The following is a 20,394-nucleotide window of genomic DNA, read 5'->3' as shown; positions in this document are numbered from 1 at the left end:
CCAGGCCGCACAGCGCAATCGCCTGGCCGGGTGCGACGCCCTCGCGCTGCAGCGCGCAGGCGATGCGGTCCATCAGCGCATCGAGCGCGGCATAGCTCAGCACCGTGTCGCCCTGGCGCAGCGCCGGCGCGGCCGGCCGCTGCAGCGCATGCTGATGGATCAGGTCGGCGATGCGCTGGAAGTCCTGGTCATCGGCCATCCCCACCGCCTACTTCGCCGCCAGGCCCAGGCGCTCGATCAGCGCCTTGTCCTTGGCATAGGTCTCGACCGCCCACTGGCGGTACTCGGCGCCGTTGCGATACCACATGGCCTGGTTCAGCTGCTCCAGCAGCTCGATGTGCTTGGGGTCGTCCATCGCCTTCTTGTAGGCATCGTGCAAGGCCTTGACGACCGCCGGGTCCATGCCCTTGGGGCCGGCCAGGCCGTAAGGCGAGGTCGACACGACGTTGTAGCCCAGCTCCTTGGCGGTGGGCACCTGGGGCCAGCGTTTGGTGCGCTGCTCGCCGAAGGTCACCAGCAATCGCATCTGGCCGCCATCGACGAACTTGTCCCAGCCGCTGGCATCGCTTTGCGCCATCACATGGCCACCCAGCAAGGCCTGCTGCAGATCGGCATTGCCCTTGAAGGGGATGTGGTTGAGCTGCACCTTGGCATTGCCGGCCAGTTCTTCCAGCAGCAGATGCGGGCTGCTGCCGGTGCCGGTGGAGCCGTCGTTGATCTGGCCGGGTGCCTTGCGGGCGGCCTCGATGTAGTCGTTGAAGCTCTTGAACGGCGAGTCGCTCTTGACGGTGAAGCCGAAGGTGTAGCCGCTGATGCCGATGATGAACGTGAAGTCGTTCAGCGGGTCCCAGGCGGTCTTTTGCATATGCGGGATGCGCAGCATGCCCAGCGGGTACTGCGAGATCGTGTAGCCGTCCGGCTTGGCGGTCTGCGCCATCGTGCCCGGGCCCAGCGTGCCGCCGCCACCGGGCTTGTTCTCGATGATGATCTGCTGGCCCAGATGCTTGGACGCGAGCTCGGACAGCGCACGCAGATGCCGGTCGGTCGAGCCGCCGGCCGGCCAGGGCACGATCAAGGTGACCGGCTTGCTCGGGAAGGCCTGGGCCTGGGCGCCGGCAAGCGGCGCCAGCGCGGCCACGGCGCCGGCCGCCAGCATCAGGCGGCGGCCCCACATCATCGTTTGCTTGCTCATCACTTTGTCTCCTGGTTTTATGAGAGAGGGGGATTCAGGTCCGGGACTGCTGTTCCTGCAGTTCGCGCCACATCACCTTGCCGCTGCCCGACTTGGGCAGCGCGGCGACGAACTCGACGATGCGCGGGCTCTTGTAGGCGGCCATATGGCCATGGGCCCAGTCGATGATGTCCTGCTCGCTGACCGATTCCGCCAGGCCGGGCTTGAGCACGACCAGGGCTTTGACGGTCTCGCCGCGTCGGGCGTCCTGCACGCCGATCACGCAGGCCTCCTGCACGGCCGGGTGGTGGTACATCAGCGCCTCGACCTCGGCCGGCCAGACCTTGTAGCCCGAGGCATTGATCATGCGCTTGAGGCGGTCGGTCATGAAGAAGTAGCCGTCCTCGTCGATGCGGCCCAGGTCGCCGGTGCGCAGAAAACGCTGGCCGGCGATCTCGACAAAGGCCTGGGCGGTGGCCTCGGCATTGCGCCAGTAGCCCTGCATCACTTGCGGCGCGGCGATGATGATCTCGCCGCTCTCGCCCTGCGGCAGCTCGGCCAGGCTGACGGGGTCGACGATGCGCGCATCGACATCGAAGACCGGGATGCCCAGGCACTGGGGCTTGGGCCGGTGCACCGGATTGATATGGGTGGCGGCCATGGTCTCGGACATGCCGTAGCCCTCGACATAGTCCAGCCCGGTCAGCGCCTTCAGCTTGGCGCAGATGGCCTCGGGCATCGCCGCGCCGCCGCCGCGGATGCCGGCCAGGCTGGACAGGTCATAGTCCGCCAGCCTGGGGTTGGCCAGGAAGTCGATCAGCATGGTCGAGATGGTCTGCCAGACGGTGACCCGGTAGCGCTGCATGCACAGCGCCGCCGCATCGCGGTCCCAGCGAGGCAGCACGACGATGGTGGCGCCGATATAGAGCGGCCCGTTGAGGCTGCCCGACAGGCCGGTGACATGGAAGAAGGGCAGCACCGACAGATAGACCGCGTCCTGGGTGCGGGCGAACCAGTTGACGCCGCCCACCAGGGTGCTCATCACGCTGCGATGCGTGTGCATGCAGCCCTTGGGCTGGCCGGTCGTGCCCGAGGTGTAGGGCATCACGCAGAGATCATCGGGGCCGGCCGTCAGCGGGCCTGGCACACGCCCGGCCTGCAGCATCTCGCGCCAGGCCCGCAAGCCCGTGCCGACCAGGGGCCGCGCCGGCGCGGCCACGAAATCGGGCACACTCAGATCGGTAGCCTCGCGCAGATAGTCGCTATAGCAGGCGACGATCAGATGCTGGAGCCCGCCACCGCCCGGCAAGGACTGCAGCGGCTGCAGCTGATCCAGCAGGTCCTGCGCGACAAAAGCCGTGCCGGCGCCGCTGTCCGCGACATAGTGGCGCAACTCCTCGCCCCGGTTCATCGGGTTGACCGGCACGACCACCGCATTGGCGCGCAGGATGGCGTAGAAGGCCAAGACCCATTGCGGGCTGTTCTGCATATAGAGCAGCACCCGGTCGCCGGCCTGGACGCCGCAGTCCTGCTGCAGATAGCCGGCGATGCGCTCGGTCTCGCGCAGGAATTCGGCGAAGCTGATCGCCGTGTCGTAGAAGATGATGAAGGGCTTGTCGGGGTAGCGCGCGGCGGCCACCTCGACATTGAAGAAGAGGTGGGTTTGCGGCAGGGTCAGGTGTTGCGGCAAGCCCGGCGGCCAATGCGCCAGATGCGGTGCTCGCGATGAAGGGACTGAATTCATGGGGCTGGGCCATGGCCGGCATCGCTGCGAGGCCGCTGGCTTCTTGTCTCCGTCCTTGCTTATAGGTCGGTGCCTGGGGCACCGCTGTCGCATCGGCGTCACTCCTTCATTCCGCTCGACGGAATACACAAATGCTATGACCCAGTCTACGCAGCCCTTCGGCGGCTGTAAATTGGAATGGATCTGAAATCAGGGATTGCGAGCATCCATGCGCCGCAGCGAATGGCAACATGGCACGCTATATTCCGTCGAGCGGAAAATAACCGGATTGCAGCAAGCATGGGACGACAACGCAGCAGCCTCGCCGAGGTAGGGGGCATGGACATCGCCGACCCGGCCGAGGACCGGCGTTTTGTCACCGCGCTGGCCCGCGGGCTGGAGCTGCTGCGCTGCTTCAAGCCGCAGGACCGCTGGCTGGCGCACCAGGAGATCGCCCGCCGCACCGGCCTGCCCCAGGCCACCGTCTCGCGCCTGAGCTTCACGCTGACCNGAGCTGCTGCGCTGCTTCAAGCCGCAGGACCGCTGGCTGGCGCACCAGGAGATCGCCCGCCGCACCGGCCTGCCCCAGGCCACCGTCTCGCGCCTGAGCTTCACGCTGACCAGCCTGGGCTATCTGCGCCACCGCCCGCAGACCGGCGAGTACGCGCTGAGCCCGGCCGTGCTGTCGCTGGGTTTCTCGGTGCTGACGAATTTCGAGATCGGCCGCATCGCCCGCCCTTTCATGGAGACCCTGGCCGAGCACACCCAGGCCGCAATCTCGCTGGGCGTGCGGCATGATTTGAGCATGGTCTATGTCGCGCATTGCCGCAGCACCGCGCGGCTGATCCTGGGCCTCGATGTCGGCACCCGGCTGCCGCTGGCCGAGACCGCGATGGGCCGCGCGATGTGGTGCTGCGCCTCGCCGGGCATGCGAGCCCTGCTGGGCCAGCGCCTGCAGGCCCAGGACGCCGAGCGCTGGGCCCGCCAGCAGCCGGCGCTGCGGCGCGCCGAGGCCGACTACGCGCGGCGCGGCTATGCCTGCTCCGAGTCGGAGTGGGAGAGCGATATCGCGGCCATCGGTGTCGGCATCGACATCGGCGACGGCCGCGAGCCGCTGGCGCTGACGGTGGGCGGCCCGGCCACGCGGCTGCGCGGCACGCTGCTGCACGAAGACTTTGCCGCCGCGCTGAAGCACACCGGCCGCGAGATCGTCGACGCCATCCAGGCGGCCGACTGGCGCGACTGATGGCCAGCCCCGTTCCAACGCCCTGGCTGGCCTATGCCTGCCTGGCGCTGAGCACCAGCCTGGTGGGCAGCTATGTCGGCCTGTCCAAGCTGCTGCTGGCGGTGTTTCCGGTGTTCCTGCTGGCCTGGCTGCGCTTTGGCAGCGCGGCCGTGCTGATGGCCGGCTGGGTTCGGCGCGGCGCCGACGAAGCCCGGCTCGATGCGCGCTCGCGCCGCCTGCTGTTCCTGGAGTCCTTTGTCGGCAACTTCCTGTTCTCGATCTGCCTGCTGTTCGGCCTGCAGCTGAGCTCGGCCGTGGTGGCCGGCGTCATCATGGCCGGCATCCCGGCCGCGGTGGCCCTGCTGAGTCGGCTGCTGCTGGGCGAGCACATCGCGCCGCGGGTGATGGCGGGCATCGTGCTGAGCGTCAGCGGCATTGCGCTGGTAGCACTGAACCGCGAGGGCCAGGGCCAGACCACGCCCTGGGGCGCGGCCCTGCTGCTGGCGGCGGTGTTCTGCGAGGCCGGCTATGTCGTGATCGGCAAGCAGCTGACCGCCCATCTCTCGCCCAAGCGCATCAGCGCGCTGATCAATCTCTGGGGCCTGGCCCTGGTGACGCCGCTGGGCCTGTGGCAGGCGCTGAGCTATGACTTCGCCCGGCCCAGCGGTCAGCACTGGGCGCTGCTGCTGTTCTACGCGGCGGCGGCCAGCATGGTGACGGTCTGGCTGTGGATGACCGGGCTGAAGAAAGTGCCGGCCGCGCAGGCGGGCGTCTTCATGGTCTTTCTGCCGATCGCCACCGCGCTGGTGGGCCTGGTCTTCCTCGGCGAGCGCATCGGCGCCGTCCAGTTGCTCGCCTACGGCCTGGCCCTGGCCGGCGTGCTGCTGGCCACCGCGCCGAGCAGCGGGCAAAAGGCATGAGACCCCCAACAAAAGCTATGGCCACGCAGCGCCGACAGCCGCTCGCCTTGCCCTAGCATTGCCGGCACCCTCTGTCCCTTACCACTGCCTACTCCCCTCTCCTCTTCGCCCCCACACCCATGCACGACTTTGAATACTGGCAGCAGCAGGTGTCAGGTTTTGCCGCACTGATGCAGGCCCGACCGGCCGCCGACCCCAGGCCGGCACGCGGCAAGCCACTGCCCGGCCACTGCATGATCTTCTCGCCCCATCCCGATGACGAATGCATCGTCGGCGCGCTGCCGCTGCGCCTGCGCCAGGAGGCGCAGTGGCGCATCACCAATGTGGCCGTGACCTTGGGCAGCAAGCCCGAGCGCCGCGAGCCGCGCTGGCGTGAGCTGCAGGCCGCCTGCGAGGTGCTGGGCTTCGACAATGTCCGCCTGACCGAGCAGGGCCTGGCCCTGGTGCGGCCCGAGACCGAGACCGAGTCGCCCCAGCTCTGGCGCGCCCATCTGCAGTGCGTGACCGAGCTGCTGGCCGAGCAAAGGCCCGCGCTGGTGCTGGCCCCGCATGCGCGCGACGGCATCGCCACCCATATCGGCGTGCACAAGCTGCTGACCCAGGCGCTGCAGGCCAGCGGCATCAGCTGCGTGCTGGCCGAGACCGAGTACTGGGCGACGCTGCAAGCGCCGAACTGGCTGGTCGAGACCGGCGTGGCAGACACCGCGCGCCTGGTCCAGGCCCTGGCCTGCCACCACGGCGAAATCGCCCGCAACCCCTACCACCTGCGCCTGCCGGCCTGGCTGGCCGACAGCGTGCGCCGTGGCGGCGAGCTGCTGGCCGGTGCCGGCAGCGCCGTACCCGGCTATGCCTTCGGCACCCTGTACCGGCTGAGCCTGTGGGCCGACGGCCGGCCCCAGCAAGACCTGACACCCCGCCTGTGCCCGGCCGATCAGGCGATCGATGCGCGCTGGCTGAAGCCCTGAGAAAGATCTCCGCCATGTCCGATCACCCCACTCATCTGCGCATCCATCAGTTCGCCGGCCTGCGCGCCGGTCCGCGCCTGCTGGTCAGCGCCGCCGTGCATGGCAATGAGGTCTGCGGCGTGGCCGCGATCCAGCGCCTGGTGGCCGAGCTCGACAGCGGTGCGCTGCGCCTGCTGCGCGGCACCTTGAGCCTGATCCCCATCGTCAACCCGCTGGCCCATGCGTTGGGCCGGCGCGAGGGCGAGCGCAATCTGAACCGCAATCTGCGCCCGGCCGTGATCGCGCAGGACTTCGAGGACCGCATCGCCGGCCCGCTGTGCCGCTGGTTGGCCGATCACGAGGTGCTGCTGGACCTGCATTCCTTCCAGGGCCAGGGCCAGCCCTTCGCGATGCTGGGCCCGCGCAACAACAGCGGCGAGCTCGAACCCTTTGCCCATGAGCTGGCCGAGGCGCGGCTGGCCGCCTGCGTCGGCACCGGCCGCATCGTCGAGGGCTGGCTCTCGACCTATGCCCTGGGCCTGCAGCGGCGCGCGGCCAGGACCGGCGACGGCACGCGCCGCGCCACCCTGCAGCAAGACCCGCATTACGGCGTCGGCACCACCGAGTACATGCGCTCGCAGGGCGGCTACGGCATCACGCTGGAATGCGGCCAGCACGAGGACCCGGCCGCGCCGGAGTTTGCCTACCGGGCCATTCTGCGCACCCTGGTGCTGCTGGGCATGGTCGAGCCCGGTGTCGTCGCCCCCCGCCCGGCCGAGCCGCCCGAGCTCTTGCAACTCTATGAGGTGATCGACCGCGAGCACGAGGGCGACCGCTTCGAGCGCGCCTGGGTCAGCTTCGACGCGGTCCGCAAGGGCCAGCAGATCGGCAGCCGCCATGACGGCACACCGGTGCTGGCGCCCGACGACGGCCGTATCGTCTTCCCGGCCGCCAATGCCCAGCCCGGCAGCGAGTGGTTCTACCTGGCGCGAGCGAGTGAGCGCCGGCTCGGCTAGAGTGCGGACCATGCGTATCGATTTTGTCTCCGACGTTTCCTGCCCCTGGTGCGTGATCGGCCTGAAGTCGCTGGAGCAGGCCCTGGCCCGCCTGCCCGAGCTGGCGGTGGACCTGCACTTCCAGCCCTTCGAGCTGAATCCGCAGATGGCCCCCGAAGGCCAGGACATCGACGAGCATCTGGCACAGAAATACGGTGCCGGCCCGGAACAGCTGGCGGCCACGCGCGAGGCAATCCGCCAACGCGGCGCGGCGCTGGGTTTCACCTTTACCGTCGGTGCCCGCAGCCGCATCTACAACACCTTTGATGCCCATCGCCTGCTGCACTGGGCCGGGCTGCAGGACGCTGACCGGCAGAAGGCCTTGAAGCTGGCCCTGTTCGGCGCCTACTTCACCGCCGGCAAGAACCCCGGTGCGCACGAGGTGCTGCTGGATGCCGCCGCCGAGGCCGGCCTGGACAGGCAGGCGGCCGCCGCCGTGCTGGGCTCGGACGCCTACCGGCAGGAGGTGCGCGATGCCCAGAGCTTTTATCTGAGTCAGGGCATCAACTCGGTGCCGGCCATCATCATCAATGAGCGTCATCTGATCCAGGGCGGCCAGCCCAGCGAGGTGTTCGAGCAGGCGCTGCGCCAGATCGCGGCCGAGGCTGCCCCGTCGGCCTGAGCGACAATAGAGCCCAGACCTTTCCCCCCAACCGCCCCGCCTTCGGGGCGGTTTCATTTGCGCACGACGCCGAGCAACAAGATGTTCAAGAACTTGACGATTTACCGCGTGGGCCCGAGCTGGCAGCCCACCCAGCAAGAGGTTGAAGAGGCCCTGGCCAAGGGTCAGTTCCTGCCCTGCGGTCCCAGCGAGCCGCTGTCGCTGGGCTGGGTGCCGCCGCGCGGCATCGAGCACGCGCCCCTGGTCGAGGTGATCGACGGCCATCTGCACTTGAAGCTGACGATAGAGTCGCGCGTGCTGCCCGGCTCGGTGGTCAAGGAGCGGGTTGACGAGATCGCCGCCCAGATCGAGGAGCAGACCGGCCGCAAGCCCGGCAAGAAGGCACTGAAGGATCTGAAGGAGCAGGCCACCCACGAGCTGCTGCCGCTGTGCTTCAAGAAACGCAGCAGCATCCGCGTATGGATCGCGCCCGAGCAGCGCCTTTTGATGATCGATGCGTCCAGCCCGGCTCGCTGCGAGGAGGTCGTCAGCCTCTTGATCAAGGCGCTCGACGGCCTGACCCTGCACCTGGTGCAAAGCGCCGAGACGCCGGCCGCCTGCATGGCCGCCTGGCTGATGGACGGGGTGCCGCCCGAGGGCTTCACGATCGATCGCGAGTGCGAGCTCAAGAGCGAGGACGAGATGAAGTCGGTGGTGCGCTATGCCCGCCATGCGCTGGACATCGAGGAGGTACGCCAGCATCTGAGCAGCGGCAAGCGCCCGACCAAGCTGGCGATGAGCTACAAGGACCGCGTCTCCTTCCTGCTGACCGACACCCTGGCCATCAAGAAGATCGCCTTCCTAGACCTGGTGTTCGAGGGCCACGACAAGCCCGAGAAGGACGAGCAGTTCGATGCCGATGCGGTGATCGCCACCGGCGAGCTCGCCGAGCTGATCCCGGCCCTGATCGATGGCCTGGGCGGCGAGCACGACTTCCTCGGCTCAGCCCCGAAGTCACTCGACATCGCCGAGCTGCTGCCGCCGGATCAAGACCTGGCCCTGCTCAGCGACGAAGTACCGCCCTGGGCTTGAGCCTGCGCCGAGGCTGGGCGCCTCAGCGCATCGACATGCCGTAGCGCTGGGCCAGCCGCGCGATCTCGCCGCTGGCCAGCAGGCTTTGCAGGGCCTTGTCGACGGCTGGCACAGCCCAGCGCGATTTCGGCGACACCAGGCAGTGCGTGTCAACCACCGAGTAAGGTTTGGCACTGACGACAAAACGCTTGCGCTCTTTCGGATGGCGCTGGAAATAGCCCTCGATCTCGGCCTCCGAGACGATCAGCACATCGGCCATGCCCCGGCTGACGAGGCGAAACAGGTTGTCGGACTGCGTGTCATTGATACGCTTGATGCGGCCCGCCTCCATCAGCGGCTGCAAGCTGGGAAAGTTGTAGCCCAACAGCACGGCCACGCGCTGGCCGTCCAGGTCTTCGGGCAGGTGTCCTGGTACTGGCCGCTCGGCCGGGCCGACCACCCGTTCGATCTGCGGCAGCACCGCCTGGGTCCATTGCGCGGCAGGTGCCTGAGTCCAGATGGGGCTGGAGTAGCAGACCAGGTCGGCCTGGCCGCCCAGCACCGCCGGCTCGATGCGGCGGCGCGGATAGAGCTGCTGCACGGCCCGCGTGCCCAGTTCGGCCGCCAGCCGCTCGGTCAGATCATGCAAAAAGCCGCCGCTGACCTTGCCACCCTCGACCGTCAGCAGCGGATAGCCCATGCCCGAGGTTTGCGCAATCCGCAGCGATTCCTGGGCGAAGGCGCCGGTCGCACACAGCCACAACAGGGCGGCCAGGCAGTGCTGGCGAGCGGACGGATTCATCTTTCTTGGTCCCAACGAGTCCAGGTCAAGGTGCCGATTGTGCCGCCGCCTCGCGCAGCTTGTCCTTCTTGCTCTTGCGCTTGCCCTTGATGCCGCCGACGGCCTGGGCCTCGCTGGCGACTTCGCCGGGCTCGAAACCGGCGATCTGCTCGCGTGCGACACGCTGGCCCTGGCGTTTCTCGATCAGACGGAAATGCGCTTCGCTATTGGTCGGGCTATTGGCCGTGATGAAGCTCAGCGCGACGCCGCTGGCACCGGCCCGGCCGGTGCGGCCGATGCGGTGGGTGTAGTCGGCCGGCGAGCGCGGCAAGTCGTAGTTCAGCACCGCCGGCAGATCGGGGATGTCCAGGCCGCGGGCCGCCACATCGGTGGCCACCAGCACCTGGACCTCATGGGCCTTCAGCGCTGCCAGCACCTGGCGCCGCGTGCCCTGGCTCAGCTCGCCATGCAGGGCCGCCGCCTTGATGCCGGTCTTCCAGAGCTTGTCTGAGACATGCTCGGCCGCGTACTTGGTGGCGACGAACACCAGCAGCCGCGGCCAGGCCTCGGTGGCGATCAGATGGCGCAGCAGCGGCGTGCGCGCGGCGGTGTCGACCTGGATCGCGCGCTGCACGATGTCCGGCAACTCGGCCGGCGTGGCCTCGATCGCGATGCGCTGCGGCTCGCGCAGGAGGGCCTCGGCCAGGGCCTGCACGGCCGGCGCGAAGGTGGCCGAGAAGAACAGGTTCTGGCGCTGCGCCGGCAGCAGGCCCAGCACCCGCTGCAGCTCCTCGGCAAAGCCCAGCGCCAGCAGACGGTCGGCCTCGTCCAGCACCAGGGTCTGGGCCGTGTCCAGGCGCAGCGCATTGTGCTCGACCAGGTCCAGCAGCCGGCCCGGCGTGGCCACCATGATGTCCACGCCGCCGCGCAAAGCCATCAGCTGCGGGTTGATGGACACGCCGCCATAGGCGATCGCGATCTTCAGCGGCTCGGGCAGCGCGCGGGCGAACTCGCGCAGCACCTCGCCGACCTGCTCGGCCAGCTCGCGCGTGGGCAGCAGCAGCAGCGCGCGCAGGCGGCGCGGGCCACCGTCACGAGCGGCCAGCACCCGCTGCAGCAGCGGCAGCGCATAGGCTGCGGTCTTGCCCGAGCCGGTCTGGGCCAGGCCCAGCACATCGCCGCCGCCCAGTACGGCGGGGATGGCGGCGGATTGAATCGGGGTCGGTGCGTGATAGCCCTGCTCGCGCACGGCGCGCAGCAAGGCGGGGGACAGGCCCAGGGTGGCAAAAGACATGAAGGCCCCGTTTGATGACGGCCGCATTATCGCGCCCGCCGCCCCGGCCGCGCTCAGCGTATGCGCAGTTCGATCTCGCCCAGGCCCTCAGCACTGTGCCGCAAGAGCTGGCCCGGCTGCAGATAGCGTCGCGCCGCCAGGCTCTCATCGATATAGGACTGCAGCACATAGGGCACCAGGTCCTGGCGCAGAAAGCCCAGGCTCAGCCCCCACAGCAGGCCCTTCCAGGCGCGATAGGCCAGGCCCGGCGTGCGGTAGATCACCCCCTCGGGCGTACCGGTCAGCAAGACCTGCCCCTGGGCCAGCACCCCGCCCTCCAGCAGCGACACCGCCTGGCCCTGGTAGCGCCATTGCCGGCTCTCGGCCTGGGCCAGGGCCTGCCGTAGCAGCGCTTCCGGGCCCTTGAGCATGGCGCCAGCGCTGGCGTCCTGGCGAGGCTGCCCGTCGACCTCGGTGCGCAGGCGCACACCGTGCAGCCACTGGCGCCAGTCACGCGGCACCACCAGATAGGGGCCGGTAGGCAGGCGGCCGGGGCCGCTCTTGGCATCGGTGAAGCCGCGGCCCGAGGCCACATCGCGGGTGTCGATGCGGCGCAGCAGCTCGGCCCGGTCGCTCAGGTCGCCGCACAGAAAGGCGCCGACATGGGCGGCCTCCAGATCGGCCGGCCGGCGGATATCGCGATCAAAGCGCAGGCACAGCTCGACCTCGTAGTCCAGCAGCTCGCCGGGCCGCAGCCGGTACTCGCCCCGGGCCGCGCTGGGCTCGCCGTACTTGGGGAACAGGAAGACTTCGTCGATCGCGGCCTCGGCCGCATGGGCGGCGTAGTTGGTGCCGGCCGCCACATGCCGGTCGGCATAGGCGCTGGGCAGCAGGGCCTGGCGGGCATAGGGTCGGGTCTTGCCCTGGCCGGCCCGGACCAGCAAGCCCTCGAAGCCATGCTGGCGCAGCAGGTCCAGCGCGTCCCGCGGATAGCTGTCCAGCACCGCGCTGAGGTCCACGGCCAGCACCGCCTCGCCCTGCTCCCGGCTCAGCAGCAGGGTGTGGCGGCGCCCGCCCTCGCCCGCCACCTGGGCCAGGGTCAGCGCCTGAGAAGTTGGGAACAAGGCGGCGGCGCTGGCCGTGCCGGCCGCCAGGCACAGCAAGGCGGCCGGCAGACCGGAGCGCAGAAGAAAATGAGGCATCACAGAAGGCTCGCAACAAGGAATGAAGCCGCCACCCTAGGCCGCCCCGGGTCACACAGCGGTCACAAAACCCGCGGCCATGCCGGGCCGCCCGCAGCACCCGCGAGCGGCCCGGTTATGCTGCGCACGCCCTGCCACCGCCATTCCCTGTCATGCGTGTCTTGATCGTCGAGGACGAGGCCGATCTGGCCGCCAATATCGGTGACTATCTGAGCCTGCTGGACTGCAGCGTGGACTATGCGCATCACGCGCCCTCCGCGCTGGTCAGCCTGGCACAGCAGCGCTTTGATGTGCTGGTGCTGGACATCGGCATGCCCGGCATGGACGGACTGGCCCTGTGCCGGCAGCTGCGCGAGCAGCAGCGCCTGGCCACCCCCATCCTGTTCCTGACCGCACGCGACACCCTGCCCGACAAGCTGGCCGGCTTTGCCGCCGGCGCGGACGACTATCTGGTCAAGCCTTTCGCCCTGGAGGAGCTGGCCTGCCGGCTGCGCGCCCTGCACGCCCGCCACGCCGGGCTGCGCCAGCGCCTGCTGCACTGCGGCTCGCTGAGCCTGGACCTGGACCGCCAGCAGCTCAGCCACCAAGGCCGCGCGCTGCGCCTGGACCCGGTGCAGCTGAAGATCGTCCAGCAGCTGATGCTCAAGGCGCCGGCCCTGGTCGGACGCGCCGACCTCGAATACGCGATCTGGGGCGACGAGCCGGCCGAGGGCAGCGCGCTGCGCACCCATGTCTACCGGCTGCGCCAGCTGCTGCCGCCGGACTGCCTGCTGAGCGTGCGCGGCGCCGGCTACCGGCTGCAGGCGCCGGCCTAGCATGGCCGGGCTGCGACGCTGGCTGGCGCAAAGCCTGAAGCGCCAGATCCAGGCCACGATGGCGGCCATGGTCTGCCTTTACGCGCTGGGCCTGGGCGTGATCGCCTGGGCCGGCACCGAGCTGGCGGCCGACAGCTTCATCAACCGCCAGTTGCAGCGCCGCGCCGAGCAGCTGCATGACCAGCTGCGGCGCGGCGAGCCGCCCGCCGCCGACGCGCCCTACCGTGTCTATCTGGGCGACCAGCCGGCCCTGCCGGCGGCCTTGCAGGACTTGCGCCTGCCCGGGCTCTACGAGCTCTCGGCGCCCGACGCCCATGTCAGCGTGGCTCGCCACCCGGGCGGCCAGGGCCTGGTCTATCTGCTCTACCTGCCGGGCCAGGATCCCGATCTGGCCGAGTACGGCCGCGCGATCCGCATCCCTGTGCTGCTGATGCTGCTGGGTGCGCTGGCCCTGGGGCTGGCGGCGGCCCTGTTGCTGGCGCGGCGCATCAGCGCGCCGGTGCTGGCCCTGCGCGCCCAGGTCGAGGCGGCCGACCTGGGCCGGCCGCTGCGGCCACTGGATCGGCCCGACGAGATCGGCGCGCTGAGCCGCAGCATGGCCCAGGCGCAGGCCCGGCTGGCCGACTATGCCCGGCGCGAGCAGGCCTTCACCCGCTTTGCCAGCCATGAGCTGCGCACGCCGCTGAGCGTGATGCGCAGCGCCGCCGAGCTGATCAGGCTGGCGCCCAGCCGCGAGCGCATCGAGGCCCCGCTGCAGCGCCTGCAGGACGCCGGCGCGCAGATGCAGGCCGTGATCGAGCTCTTCCTGCAGCTGGCGCGCGAGCAGGACCTGCCCAGCGAGCGCGAGCCGCTACGCGACTGTCTGCGGCGCTGCCTGCAAGACCTGACCCCGCTGCGGATGCAGAACCAGATGCGGCTCGACGGTGCACCCCAGCCCGGCGACGCTCCCGGCCCGCCGGTGCCCGCCGCGCTGGCCGCCATCGTGCTGAGCAATCTGCTGGGCAATGCCATCCAGCACGGCAGCGACTGGCTGCGCGTGGCGCTGGACGAGCAAGGCCTGCTGATCGAGAACGGCCGGAGCGCCGGCGCCGCGCCCGCTTTGCGCAAGCGCTATGGCCACACCATCGTGGCCACCGTTTGCGAACGCCTGGGCTGGCACTGCGAATACCGTCAGGAGGACACCCGCTACAGCGCGCGGCTGCGGTTTGCTCCCGCTGTGACCGGCTTGTGACCTGACCCTGCCTAGAGTGAAGGACTCCATCGACAGGAGTCCCACTCACCATGCCTCACAAGATCCCTCTCGCCGCCGCGCTGCTCAGCGCCAGCCTGCTGGCCAGCGCCCAGGACGGCGAAGCTCTGTTCAGCGGCCACCTCAGCCCGCTGCTGATCAGCCAGCAGACCCGCTCCCAGCTCGATGCCGAGGGCGAGGCCCGCATCAGCACGCTGGGCCCGGCCACCGGCAGCCACCGGCGCGGCCTGCTGGCGCCGCTGTTCGAGCTGAACAAGCCGATCGGTGGCGCGGGCGGCGAGCTGTTCGCCCGCAGTGCGATCGGCGGCCTGGCCGATGGCTACCAGCTGCAGGCCGGCTACCGCTGGCCGCTGGGCTCGGGTTCGCGCCTGAGCCTGGCCCTGCTGCCCGGGCTGGTGCAGCAGCAGGTCTGGCAGGACCCCTACGCGCTGGGCATCGCACGGCGCAAGACCGACGCCAGCGTGCACGGCCTGCAGCTGCAAATCGACCGGCTGCTGGGCAGCCAGCTCGAACTGCAGCTGGCCGCCGGCCGGCGCCGCATCGACGCCGAGCACAGCGGCGAGCAAGGTTTCCGCGCCGAGCAGCGGCAAAGCCTGCGGCGCGAGGGTCGGCTGCTCTATGCGGCGCTGGGCCAGCGCCTGGACCTGGGCGGCGGCCGCAGCCTGCGGTGGCAGCTGGACTTGCGCGAGGACAGGGCCGAAGGTGCGGCGATGGCCGCGCGGCGCTGGGGCGGCGAATGGGAGCTCGGCCAGCAGCTGGGCCGTCACGGCCTGGCACTGGGCGCCACCTGGCACCGCCTGGGCTACGAGGCCAGCCACCCGCTGAGCGGCGACCGGCGCCGCGACCATCAGCAGGCCCTGAGCCTGCGCTACCACTACGGCGCGCCCTTTGGCTGGCGCGACACCGCGCTGATCGCCCGGGTGGGCTGGCAGCGCCAGAGCAGCAATATCGCCTTCTACCGCGAGCGCGAGGCCTCGCTGGGCCTGGGTCTGCGCTACGCGTTCTAGAACAGCGGCGTCTGCTCGCCGACCTGCTGGCCGGTGGCGCGTGCCTCGATGGCCAGCAGGCGCAGTTTCGTGGCAACGCCGCCGTGAGCAGAGAAGCCCACCAGATTGGCAGACGCGACGCCACCCGCCCCCATCACCCGATGGCAGGGCACGATGGGCGCGAAAGGGTTGCTGCCCTCGGCCCGGCCGACCGCGCGCGCCGCGCCCGGCTGGCCCAGGCGCGCGGCGACTTCACCATAAGTCAGGGTCTGGCCGACCGGGATGCGCCGGGTCAGCGCATGGACCTGGCGGTTGAACTCGGGCAGGCCGCGTTCGTCCAGTTCGATCTCCAGCAGATCGCGCGGCTCGCCGGCCAGCAAGGCCTGCACACCGGCACGGGCCTGCTGCACCGGCGGCGGCAGCTGCTCAAGCGCCAGCACCTCGCGCGCGGCCGGAAAGCGCGCCCGCATGCGGTCGCGCGTGGCGGCGGCGCTTTCCTCGGGCAGCTGCGAACCGACGATGCCCTGCCCTCCCCAGGCCAGCGCACAAGTCCCCAGGGCCGTGTCGTAGCAGTGGAAGAACAGCGTGTCCATCAGACCGAATCCCGACCGACTGTCAGACCGGCTATCAGACCGGCTGGGCGGCCCGCTCGGCCTTGTCCTGCGCCACGTGGGCGGCAACACCCAGGCGCTCCCGGGTGGCCAGGGCGGCGACCTCGTCCACCGGCAGGCGCTTGAGTTGCGCATCGCTCCAGACCTGGCGCCAGCGCCGGGCCCCAGCCTGGCCATTCCACAGGCCCAGCGCATGACGCATCGCCTGGGTCCAGGGCCGGCCAGCCTCGACCTGCGCGCGCAGATAGTCCAGCCAGTCGGCCTCGACCTGCTCGCGGCTGACGGCCGGGTCGGCCCTGCCGAAGAAGCGCGAATCCCACTGCGCCATCTGCCAGGGCTCGTGATAGGCCTGGCGGCCCACCATCACACCGTCCACATGCTGCAGCTGCTCGGCGATCTCGGCATCGCTCTTGAGGCCGCCGTTAATGACGATGGTCAGCGCCGGAAACTCGCGCTTGAGGCGGTGCACCAGCTCGTAGCGCAGCGGCGGGATCTCGCGGTTGTCCTTGGGCGAGAGGCCCTGCAACCAGGCATTGCGCGCATGGACGATGAAGACCTCGCAGCCGGCCTCGGCAATGGTGCCGACGAAGTCGCGCACGAAGTCATAGCTCTCGACCTTGTCGATGCCGATGCGGTGCTTGATCGTGACCGGAATGCTGACGGCATCCTTCATCGCCTTCATGCCCTCGGCCACCAGGGCCGGCTCGGCCATCAGGCAGGCGCCGAAAGCGCCGCGCTGCACCCGCTCGCTGGGGCAGCCGCAGTTCAGATTGACCTCGTCATAGCCCCATTGCTCGGCCAGCTTCGCGCAGGCCGCCAGATCGGCCGGCTCCGAGCCACCCAGCTGCAGCGCGACCGGGTGCTCCTGCGCATTGAAGTCCAGATGGCGCGGCTGATCGCCATGCAGCAGCGCGCCGGTGGTCACCATCTCGGTGTAGAGCCGCGTCTGGCGGGTCAGCAGGCGGTGGAAGCTGCGGCAATGCTTGTCGGTCCAGTCCAGCATGGGGGCGACCGACAGGCGCCAGGGGCTGGGGGCTGCAGTGGAGTTATCGAGAGAATCGGGCATGTCTTGGCGGGGATGAGCCGCAATTATCCCGCCGAACGGCATTGCCCTGTGCAGGCAGGCCGGCAACACCACACGGTCGGCCGGCCTGCCTTGCCCCGAAAGATCAGGGCTTGTGATCTACGCTTTCCTCAAGGTGTGTAGCTGATCTGCAAGCTCGCGCCCGAATAGGCACGGTAGCCGTACAGCCCGATATAGAGCCAGCCCGGGGCCGGATTGCTCAGGCTGCAGGTCTCGAGATTGGTGCTGCCCTCCTTCTTGCAGTTGTAGCTGCTGGCCGTGGGTTTCTGGCCCGGCTGGGTGAACAGGTCCAGGTCGCCGCTGCCGCCACTGGTGCGCACCTGCAGCTGGGTGGTGCCGGCCGGCACCGCGACCTTCCAGTAGCGCCAGCTGCGGGCCGCCCCGGCCAGGCCGCCGACGCTGTTCAGCAGCACCGGCACGCCGTCGTCGCTCAGCACCACGCTGCGGCTGGTGTTGGCGCTCAGGCCCTCGTTGTCGGTCACGGTCAGGCGCACGTTATAGCTGCCGGCCGCCGCATAGGTCTTGACCGGGTTGGTGCCGCTGGCGCTGCTGCCGTCACCCAGCTCCCAGCTGCGCGCGGTGATGCTGCCGTCATCGCTGCTGCGGTCGCTGAAGGAGACCGTCAGGCCGTTGACGCTGTAGTCGAAGGCGGCCTGCGGCGGGGTGCCGCCAGTGCCGGATTCGATGTCCAGGTAGACCGCGCTCGGCGCGCCCCAGTTGCCGGCGCTGTCGCGTCCGCGCAGATAGATGATGTGCCGGCCCACCGCGAGCCCGCTGGTGTCGACCGTGGCGCGCACCGCCTCGGAGGCGGCATTGAAGCTGCCATCGCTGGCCGCCATCGGCTGCGCCACCGCACCGGCCTGCCAGGGCGCGAGGTCGAGGTAGTACTCGGCCGCGTTGACCACCTGGGTCGGCTCGGCGCCATTGCTGTTGTTGTAGCGGGTGTCGTCGATGCGCGCCGTCAGGGTCACCGGCGTGCCCGCGCGCACCCGGGCGGCCGACAGCGCCGGTTCCAGGCTGTCCGGCCCGGCCGGCGTGATGTAGGGCGTGCGTGCCACCTTGGCCGCGTAGATCAGGGCCGGCAGATTGCCCGGCAGCAGGGTGTTGCTGTAGTAGCTGCACTGCTCGAAGAAGGCGGTGCCCAGCTCGAAGGTGAAGGCCGCGACGCCCAGTTCGCCGTAGCTGGGGCCGTCGCTGGTGCCGTCGGTCTCGTACAGGCTCAGCGAGCGCTGCGGCGTGTGGCCGTTCCAATAGGCGAACTTGCGCCCCAGCGTGGCGAGCTGGCGGTCATTGCCGGCCACCGTGCCATTGGTGCCCCAGGGCCACAGCAGCAGGCGGCCATGGCTGTGAATGTCCAGATGGATGCCGCTGGTGTCCAGCGGCGCGGCGTCGCCACGGTGGGGGCCGCGACGGTCCGGCCAGAGGCTGCGGATATAGGCCTCGACCGCACGGGTCTCGGGCTCGGAGGCGCCGCTGGGGCCGCGATAGGTTTCGCTGCAGGCATTGCCGCTGGAGCCGCTGCCGCCGGTGGAGTTCCAGCCGAAGCCGAAGTTGCGGTTCAGGTCGGCACCGCGGCTGTTGCTGGTGGCGCCGCAGTAGGCGGTGTTGGTGTTCTTGCGCCAGAGCAGGCCGGTCTCGGCCTTCTTGCGCCCGTCGGGGTTGGTGACCAGCAGCAGATGGACCTCGTGGTGGTCGAGGATCCAGCTCAGGTCGGCATCGACGCCGTGGCCGTTGACCAGGCGTTTGGCGAACTCCAGCACCAGCGGCGTGGTCGTGTACTCGCGGGCATGGATGCCGGCATTGACGAAGAGCTTGGGCTTGTCGCCGGCGACCGCGCTCTTGCTGAGCGTGAGCACCCGCAGGTCGTAGCCGCCGAGATTGCGGCTCTTCTGCCAGGAGTCGCCGATGTCGATCCAGCGCGCCAGCTGGGGCTTGGCGGCGATCAGCGCATCGACCTGGGAGAACACCTCCTCGACGGTCGGGTAGCAGCTGTAGTTCGGGATGCCCAGGGCCACGACCTCACCGGCCTGCGCCTGTTGTTGACGCTGCTGCTGCAGGGCCGCGCTCTCGCGCCGGGCCTGCTGGGTCTGCTGCTCCCACCAGCTCTTGTCGGCCTCCAGGCGGAAGCCCTGGGCACGCAGCTCGCGCGCCTCGGCCGGGCTGATGTTCACGACGACATAGCCCAACTCGTACTTCGACTCCAGGGTCTCGAAGCGGCTGTGGGCGATCGCCTGGGCGCGCGCCAGATCACTGAAATAGGCGCGCATCACGACCCGGTCCTCGGCCGGTCGCCCGGCGATCTCATGGGCCTGGGCCAGGGGCCAGCTCAAAGCGAGCAGGGCTGCGGCGAGCAGGGGGCGCAGCCGGCCGCGCGGGGCGGCCTTGGGGGGTGTTTGAACAGGATTCACAAAGAGGTCCTCCGATCATGGCTTAGCCGCTCGTGGCAGCCACCCAGTCAAGACGGCAAAACGGTGCCGCCGCCGTACTGCAATCTTCGGGAGCTACTGCTGCTCCAGCGCCAGCTGCCATTGCAGGTGCTGCAGCCGCCCGTCGGCCAGGCTCAGGCGCAGACCGTCACGCCGGCCGCGCCAGCTGATCCAGGCGCAGCCGGCATCGCGGGCCCAGGGCCGGTCCGCCTCGCAGGAGCGCAGCAGCGCGCCCAGCTCGGTGTCCAGCCTCTCGGTCGTCGGGGGGTGGCGCTGCAGCTGCGCGGCCAGCGCCTGCAACAGGCGGTGCTTGCGGCCCTGCCAGGCATCGAGCTCGGGCTGCCAGGGGCCGCCCTCGAACCAGCCCTGGCGCTGGGCCAGCGGCCGCAGCTCGGCGACCAGGGCGCTGGCCGCCGCAGGCCATGCCTCATCGGCCCGCGGGCATGACGCCAGCAGGCCCAGGGCCAGCATCAGCCAGGCCCTTGCGGATTGTTGCCGCGCTCCCATCGCGGCAGTGTGCGCTGATCGCCCACAGCGCGACTCAGGGCTTACCCCTTGGGAGCGGCGCCGAACAGCTCCGGATGGCGCTGGGCGTACCAGTCCTTGACCTGCTCGTGGTCCAGGGTCAGCAGGGTCTTGAAGTCGGGCACGAACAGATAGCCCAGCGCGCTGGCCGCCGACAGCAGGCCGAACAGGAAGTAGACGGTGGCCACCTCCAGCTTCAGCAGCGCCAGGCCGGCCAGCGCAGGCCCGGCGGCCGCCGCGATATTCATCGTCATCATGCCCACCGAGCTCAGGCGGGCCCGGAAATGCTCCGGGATGGCCAGCATGCGATGGGTCTGGCCGACCAGCACGCCGCAGGAATTGGCCAGGCCGACCAGGAACAGGGCCAGCACCAGCACCTCGCCCTGGCCGGTCCAGCCCGCCAGCGCCAGGCCCAGGCCCTGGGCGGCGGTGGCGCCGACCCGGGTCGCATAGCGGCCGATCCGCCGGGCCACCCAGGCCGAGCCGCCCAGTGCACCGACCAGCATGCCCAGCGACAGCCCGGTCTCGGCCGCGCCCAGCCAGGCACCCGAGAGCCCGAGGGCCTTGATCTTCAAGGGCACCAGCATCGTGAAGGCCGGGAACATGAACAGCATGCCGACGAAGTTCACCAGGGTCCACCCCCGCTCCAGCGGCATGGTCCAGCTGGCCCGCAGGCCCTGGCGCAGATCGTCGCGCCAGGCGCTCATGCCACGCCCCCCGCGTGCCGGCGGC

The 20,394-nt window shown here is 69.9% G+C and carries 19 protein-coding genes and 3 pseudogenes; 11 read left to right on the top strand and 11 right to left on the bottom strand.

What is annotated here, in order from left to right:
- From PO768_RS21825 to PO768_RS21815, 3 genes and pseudogenes are all read right to left on the bottom strand, one after another.
- Nucleotides 1-199: pseudogene (locus PO768_RS21825) on the bottom strand (4-coumarate--CoA ligase); the annotation flags it as partial.
- 9 nt (nucleotides 200-208) lie between these two features.
- A complete protein-coding gene (locus PO768_RS21820) occupies nucleotides 209-1,192 on the bottom strand; it encodes a tripartite tricarboxylate transporter substrate binding protein (protein ID WP_272647735.1) in 984 nt (327 codons plus the stop codon).
- A gap of 34 nt (nucleotides 1,193-1,226) precedes the next feature.
- A complete protein-coding gene (locus PO768_RS21815; RefSeq protein WP_272647734.1) occupies nucleotides 1,227-2,915 on the bottom strand; it encodes a long-chain fatty acid--CoA ligase in 1,689 nt (562 codons plus the stop codon).
- Nucleotides 2,916-3,092: 177 nt separating this feature from the next.
- Here PO768_RS21815 and PO768_RS29320 point away from each other — a divergent pair.
- The 8 genes and pseudogenes from PO768_RS29320 to PO768_RS21780 all read left to right on the top strand — a co-directional run.
- Nucleotides 3,093-3,344: pseudogene (locus PO768_RS29320) on the top strand (hypothetical protein); the annotation flags it as partial.
- A gap of 64 nt (nucleotides 3,345-3,408) precedes the next feature.
- Nucleotides 3,409-3,480 (top strand): annotated as a pseudogene (locus tag PO768_RS29315) (hypothetical protein); the annotation flags it as partial.
- A gap of 93 nt (nucleotides 3,481-3,573) precedes the next feature.
- On the top strand, nucleotides 3,574-4,140 hold the full coding sequence (locus PO768_RS21805; protein ID WP_272647733.1) for an IclR family transcriptional regulator: 567 nt from the start codon (nucleotides 3,574-3,576) through the stop codon (nucleotides 4,138-4,140).
- Nucleotides 4,140-5,039 (top strand): DMT family transporter, encoded by a 900-nt coding sequence (locus PO768_RS21800; RefSeq protein ID WP_269838939.1) that lies wholly within the window; start codon nucleotides 4,140-4,142, stop codon nucleotides 5,037-5,039. Before PO768_RS21805 ends, PO768_RS21800 begins: the two co-directional genes overlap by 1 nt.
- Before the next feature lie 119 nt (nucleotides 5,040-5,158).
- On the top strand, nucleotides 5,159-6,004 hold the full coding sequence (locus tag PO768_RS21795) for a PIG-L deacetylase family protein (protein ID WP_272647732.1): 846 nt from the start codon (nucleotides 5,159-5,161) through the stop codon (nucleotides 6,002-6,004).
- A gap of 14 nt (nucleotides 6,005-6,018) precedes the next feature.
- Nucleotides 6,019-6,999, top strand: a complete 981-nt coding sequence (locus PO768_RS21790; protein ID WP_272647731.1) for a succinylglutamate desuccinylase/aspartoacylase family protein — start codon at nucleotides 6,019-6,021, stop codon at nucleotides 6,997-6,999.
- A 10-nt stretch (nucleotides 7,000-7,009) separates the two neighbouring features.
- Nucleotides 7,010-7,660 (top strand): DsbA family oxidoreductase, encoded by a 651-nt coding sequence (locus PO768_RS21785; protein ID WP_272647730.1) that lies wholly within the window; start codon nucleotides 7,010-7,012, stop codon nucleotides 7,658-7,660.
- An 81-nt stretch (nucleotides 7,661-7,741) separates the two neighbouring features.
- Nucleotides 7,742-8,731 carry a recombination-associated protein RdgC gene (locus PO768_RS21780; RefSeq protein ID WP_272647729.1) on the top strand — a complete coding sequence of 330 codons (990 nt, stop codon included), beginning with the start codon at nucleotides 7,742-7,744 and terminating at the stop codon, nucleotides 8,729-8,731.
- 22 nt (nucleotides 8,732-8,753) lie between these two features.
- Here PO768_RS21780 and PO768_RS21775 read toward each other — a convergent pair whose 3' ends face one another.
- From PO768_RS21775 to PO768_RS21765, 3 genes are read right to left on the bottom strand one after another with little or no spacing between them, the layout of a single operon-like run.
- Nucleotides 8,754-9,512, bottom strand: a complete 759-nt coding sequence (locus PO768_RS21775) for a substrate-binding periplasmic protein (RefSeq protein WP_272647728.1) — start codon at nucleotides 9,510-9,512, stop codon at nucleotides 8,754-8,756.
- Between the two features lie 25 nt (nucleotides 9,513-9,537).
- Nucleotides 9,538-10,785: a DEAD/DEAH box helicase gene (locus PO768_RS21770; protein WP_272647727.1), complete on the bottom strand. Its 1,248-nt coding sequence runs from the start codon at nucleotides 10,783-10,785 to the stop codon at nucleotides 9,538-9,540.
- Between the two features lie 53 nt (nucleotides 10,786-10,838).
- Nucleotides 10,839-11,966: a fumarylacetoacetate hydrolase family protein gene (locus tag PO768_RS21765; RefSeq protein WP_272647726.1), complete on the bottom strand. Its 1,128-nt coding sequence runs from the start codon at nucleotides 11,964-11,966 to the stop codon at nucleotides 10,839-10,841.
- A gap of 152 nt (nucleotides 11,967-12,118) precedes the next feature.
- Between PO768_RS21765 and PO768_RS21760 the strand changes: the two genes are divergently transcribed.
- The 3 genes from PO768_RS21760 to PO768_RS21750 are packed head-to-tail and all read left to right on the top strand — an operon-like array spanning nucleotide 12,119 to nucleotide 15,037.
- On the top strand, nucleotides 12,119-12,781 hold the full coding sequence (locus PO768_RS21760; RefSeq protein ID WP_272647725.1) for a response regulator transcription factor: 663 nt from the start codon (nucleotides 12,119-12,121) through the stop codon (nucleotides 12,779-12,781).
- 1 nt (nucleotide 12,782) lies between these two features.
- Nucleotides 12,783-14,012, top strand: coding sequence for a sensor histidine kinase (locus PO768_RS21755; RefSeq protein ID WP_272647724.1), 1,230 nt, complete (start codon nucleotides 12,783-12,785; stop codon nucleotides 14,010-14,012).
- 50 nt (nucleotides 14,013-14,062) lie between these two features.
- Nucleotides 14,063-15,037 carry a DUF2860 family protein gene (locus PO768_RS21750; RefSeq protein WP_272647723.1) on the top strand — a complete coding sequence of 325 codons (975 nt, stop codon included), beginning with the start codon at nucleotides 14,063-14,065 and terminating at the stop codon, nucleotides 15,035-15,037.
- On the opposite strand, the gene PO768_RS21745 is transcribed toward PO768_RS21750, so the two are convergent.
- The 5 genes from PO768_RS21745 to PO768_RS21725 all read right to left on the bottom strand — a co-directional run.
- Nucleotides 15,034-15,609, bottom strand: coding sequence for a methylated-DNA--[protein]-cysteine S-methyltransferase (locus PO768_RS21745; protein ID WP_272647722.1), 576 nt, complete (start codon nucleotides 15,607-15,609; stop codon nucleotides 15,034-15,036). The two genes, PO768_RS21750 and PO768_RS21745, sit on opposite strands and share 4 nt — an antisense overlap.
- Nucleotides 15,610-15,643: 34 nt before the next feature.
- Nucleotides 15,644-16,693, bottom strand: coding sequence for a tRNA dihydrouridine(20/20a) synthase DusA (dusA, locus tag PO768_RS21740; protein ID WP_272647721.1), 1,050 nt, complete (start codon nucleotides 16,691-16,693; stop codon nucleotides 15,644-15,646).
- 128 nt (nucleotides 16,694-16,821) lie between these two features.
- Entirely contained in the window at nucleotides 16,822-19,119 is a 2,298-nt protein-coding gene (locus PO768_RS21735; RefSeq protein WP_272647720.1) for a M14 family zinc carboxypeptidase, read from the bottom strand.
- A 93-nt stretch (nucleotides 19,120-19,212) separates the two neighbouring features.
- Nucleotides 19,213-19,644: a hypothetical protein gene (locus PO768_RS21730; RefSeq protein WP_272647719.1), complete on the bottom strand. Its 432-nt coding sequence runs from the start codon at nucleotides 19,642-19,644 to the stop codon at nucleotides 19,213-19,215.
- A gap of 41 nt (nucleotides 19,645-19,685) precedes the next feature.
- A partial coding sequence (locus PO768_RS21725; RefSeq protein WP_272647718.1) for an MFS transporter occupies nucleotides 19,686-20,394 on the bottom strand: 709 nt, incomplete at its 5' end.

Source organism: Paucibacter sp. XJ19-41, assembly GCF_028462495.1.
In the GTDB taxonomy this organism is placed as follows: Bacteria; Pseudomonadota; Gammaproteobacteria; order Burkholderiales; family Burkholderiaceae_C; genus Roseateles_E.
This window is presented reverse-complemented; position numbering and strand designations above follow the sequence as displayed.

Excerpts from the sequence above, each read along its gene's own strand:
- PO768_RS21820 (WP_272647735.1), bottom strand. The coding sequence starts at position 1,192 with ATGAGCAAGCAAACGATGATGTGGGGCCGCCGCCTGATGCTGGCGGCC.
- PO768_RS21815 (WP_272647734.1), bottom strand. The coding sequence starts at position 2,915 with ATGAATTCAGTCCCTTCATCGCGAGCACCGCATCTGGCGCATTGGCCG.
- PO768_RS21800 (WP_269838939.1), top strand. The coding sequence starts at position 4,140 with ATGGCCAGCCCCGTTCCAACGCCCTGGCTGGCCTATGCCTGCCTGGCG.
- PO768_RS21795 (WP_272647732.1), top strand. The coding sequence starts at position 5,159 with ATGCACGACTTTGAATACTGGCAGCAGCAGGTGTCAGGTTTTGCCGCA.
- PO768_RS21790 (WP_272647731.1), top strand. The coding sequence starts at position 6,019 with ATGTCCGATCACCCCACTCATCTGCGCATCCATCAGTTCGCCGGCCTG.
- PO768_RS21785 (WP_272647730.1), top strand. The coding sequence starts at position 7,010 with ATGCGTATCGATTTTGTCTCCGACGTTTCCTGCCCCTGGTGCGTGATC.
- PO768_RS21780 (WP_272647729.1), top strand. The coding sequence starts at position 7,742 with ATGTTCAAGAACTTGACGATTTACCGCGTGGGCCCGAGCTGGCAGCCC.
- PO768_RS21775 (WP_272647728.1), bottom strand. The coding sequence starts at position 9,512 with ATGAATCCGTCCGCTCGCCAGCACTGCCTGGCCGCCCTGTTGTGGCTG.
- PO768_RS21770 (WP_272647727.1), bottom strand. The coding sequence starts at position 10,785 with ATGTCTTTTGCCACCCTGGGCCTGTCCCCCGCCTTGCTGCGCGCCGTG.
- PO768_RS21765 (WP_272647726.1), bottom strand. The coding sequence starts at position 11,966 with ATGCCTCATTTTCTTCTGCGCTCCGGTCTGCCGGCCGCCTTGCTGTGC.
- PO768_RS21760 (WP_272647725.1), top strand. The coding sequence starts at position 12,119 with ATGCGTGTCTTGATCGTCGAGGACGAGGCCGATCTGGCCGCCAATATC.
- PO768_RS21755 (WP_272647724.1), top strand. The coding sequence starts at position 12,783 with ATGGCCGGGCTGCGACGCTGGCTGGCGCAAAGCCTGAAGCGCCAGATC.
- PO768_RS21750 (WP_272647723.1), top strand. The coding sequence starts at position 14,063 with ATGCCTCACAAGATCCCTCTCGCCGCCGCGCTGCTCAGCGCCAGCCTG.
- PO768_RS21745 (WP_272647722.1), bottom strand. The coding sequence starts at position 15,609 with ATGGACACGCTGTTCTTCCACTGCTACGACACGGCCCTGGGGACTTGT.
- dusA (WP_272647721.1), bottom strand. The coding sequence starts at position 16,693 with ATGCCCGATTCTCTCGATAACTCCACTGCAGCCCCCAGCCCCTGGCGC.
- PO768_RS21730 (WP_272647719.1), bottom strand. The coding sequence starts at position 19,644 with ATGGGAGCGCGGCAACAATCCGCAAGGGCCTGGCTGATGCTGGCCCTG.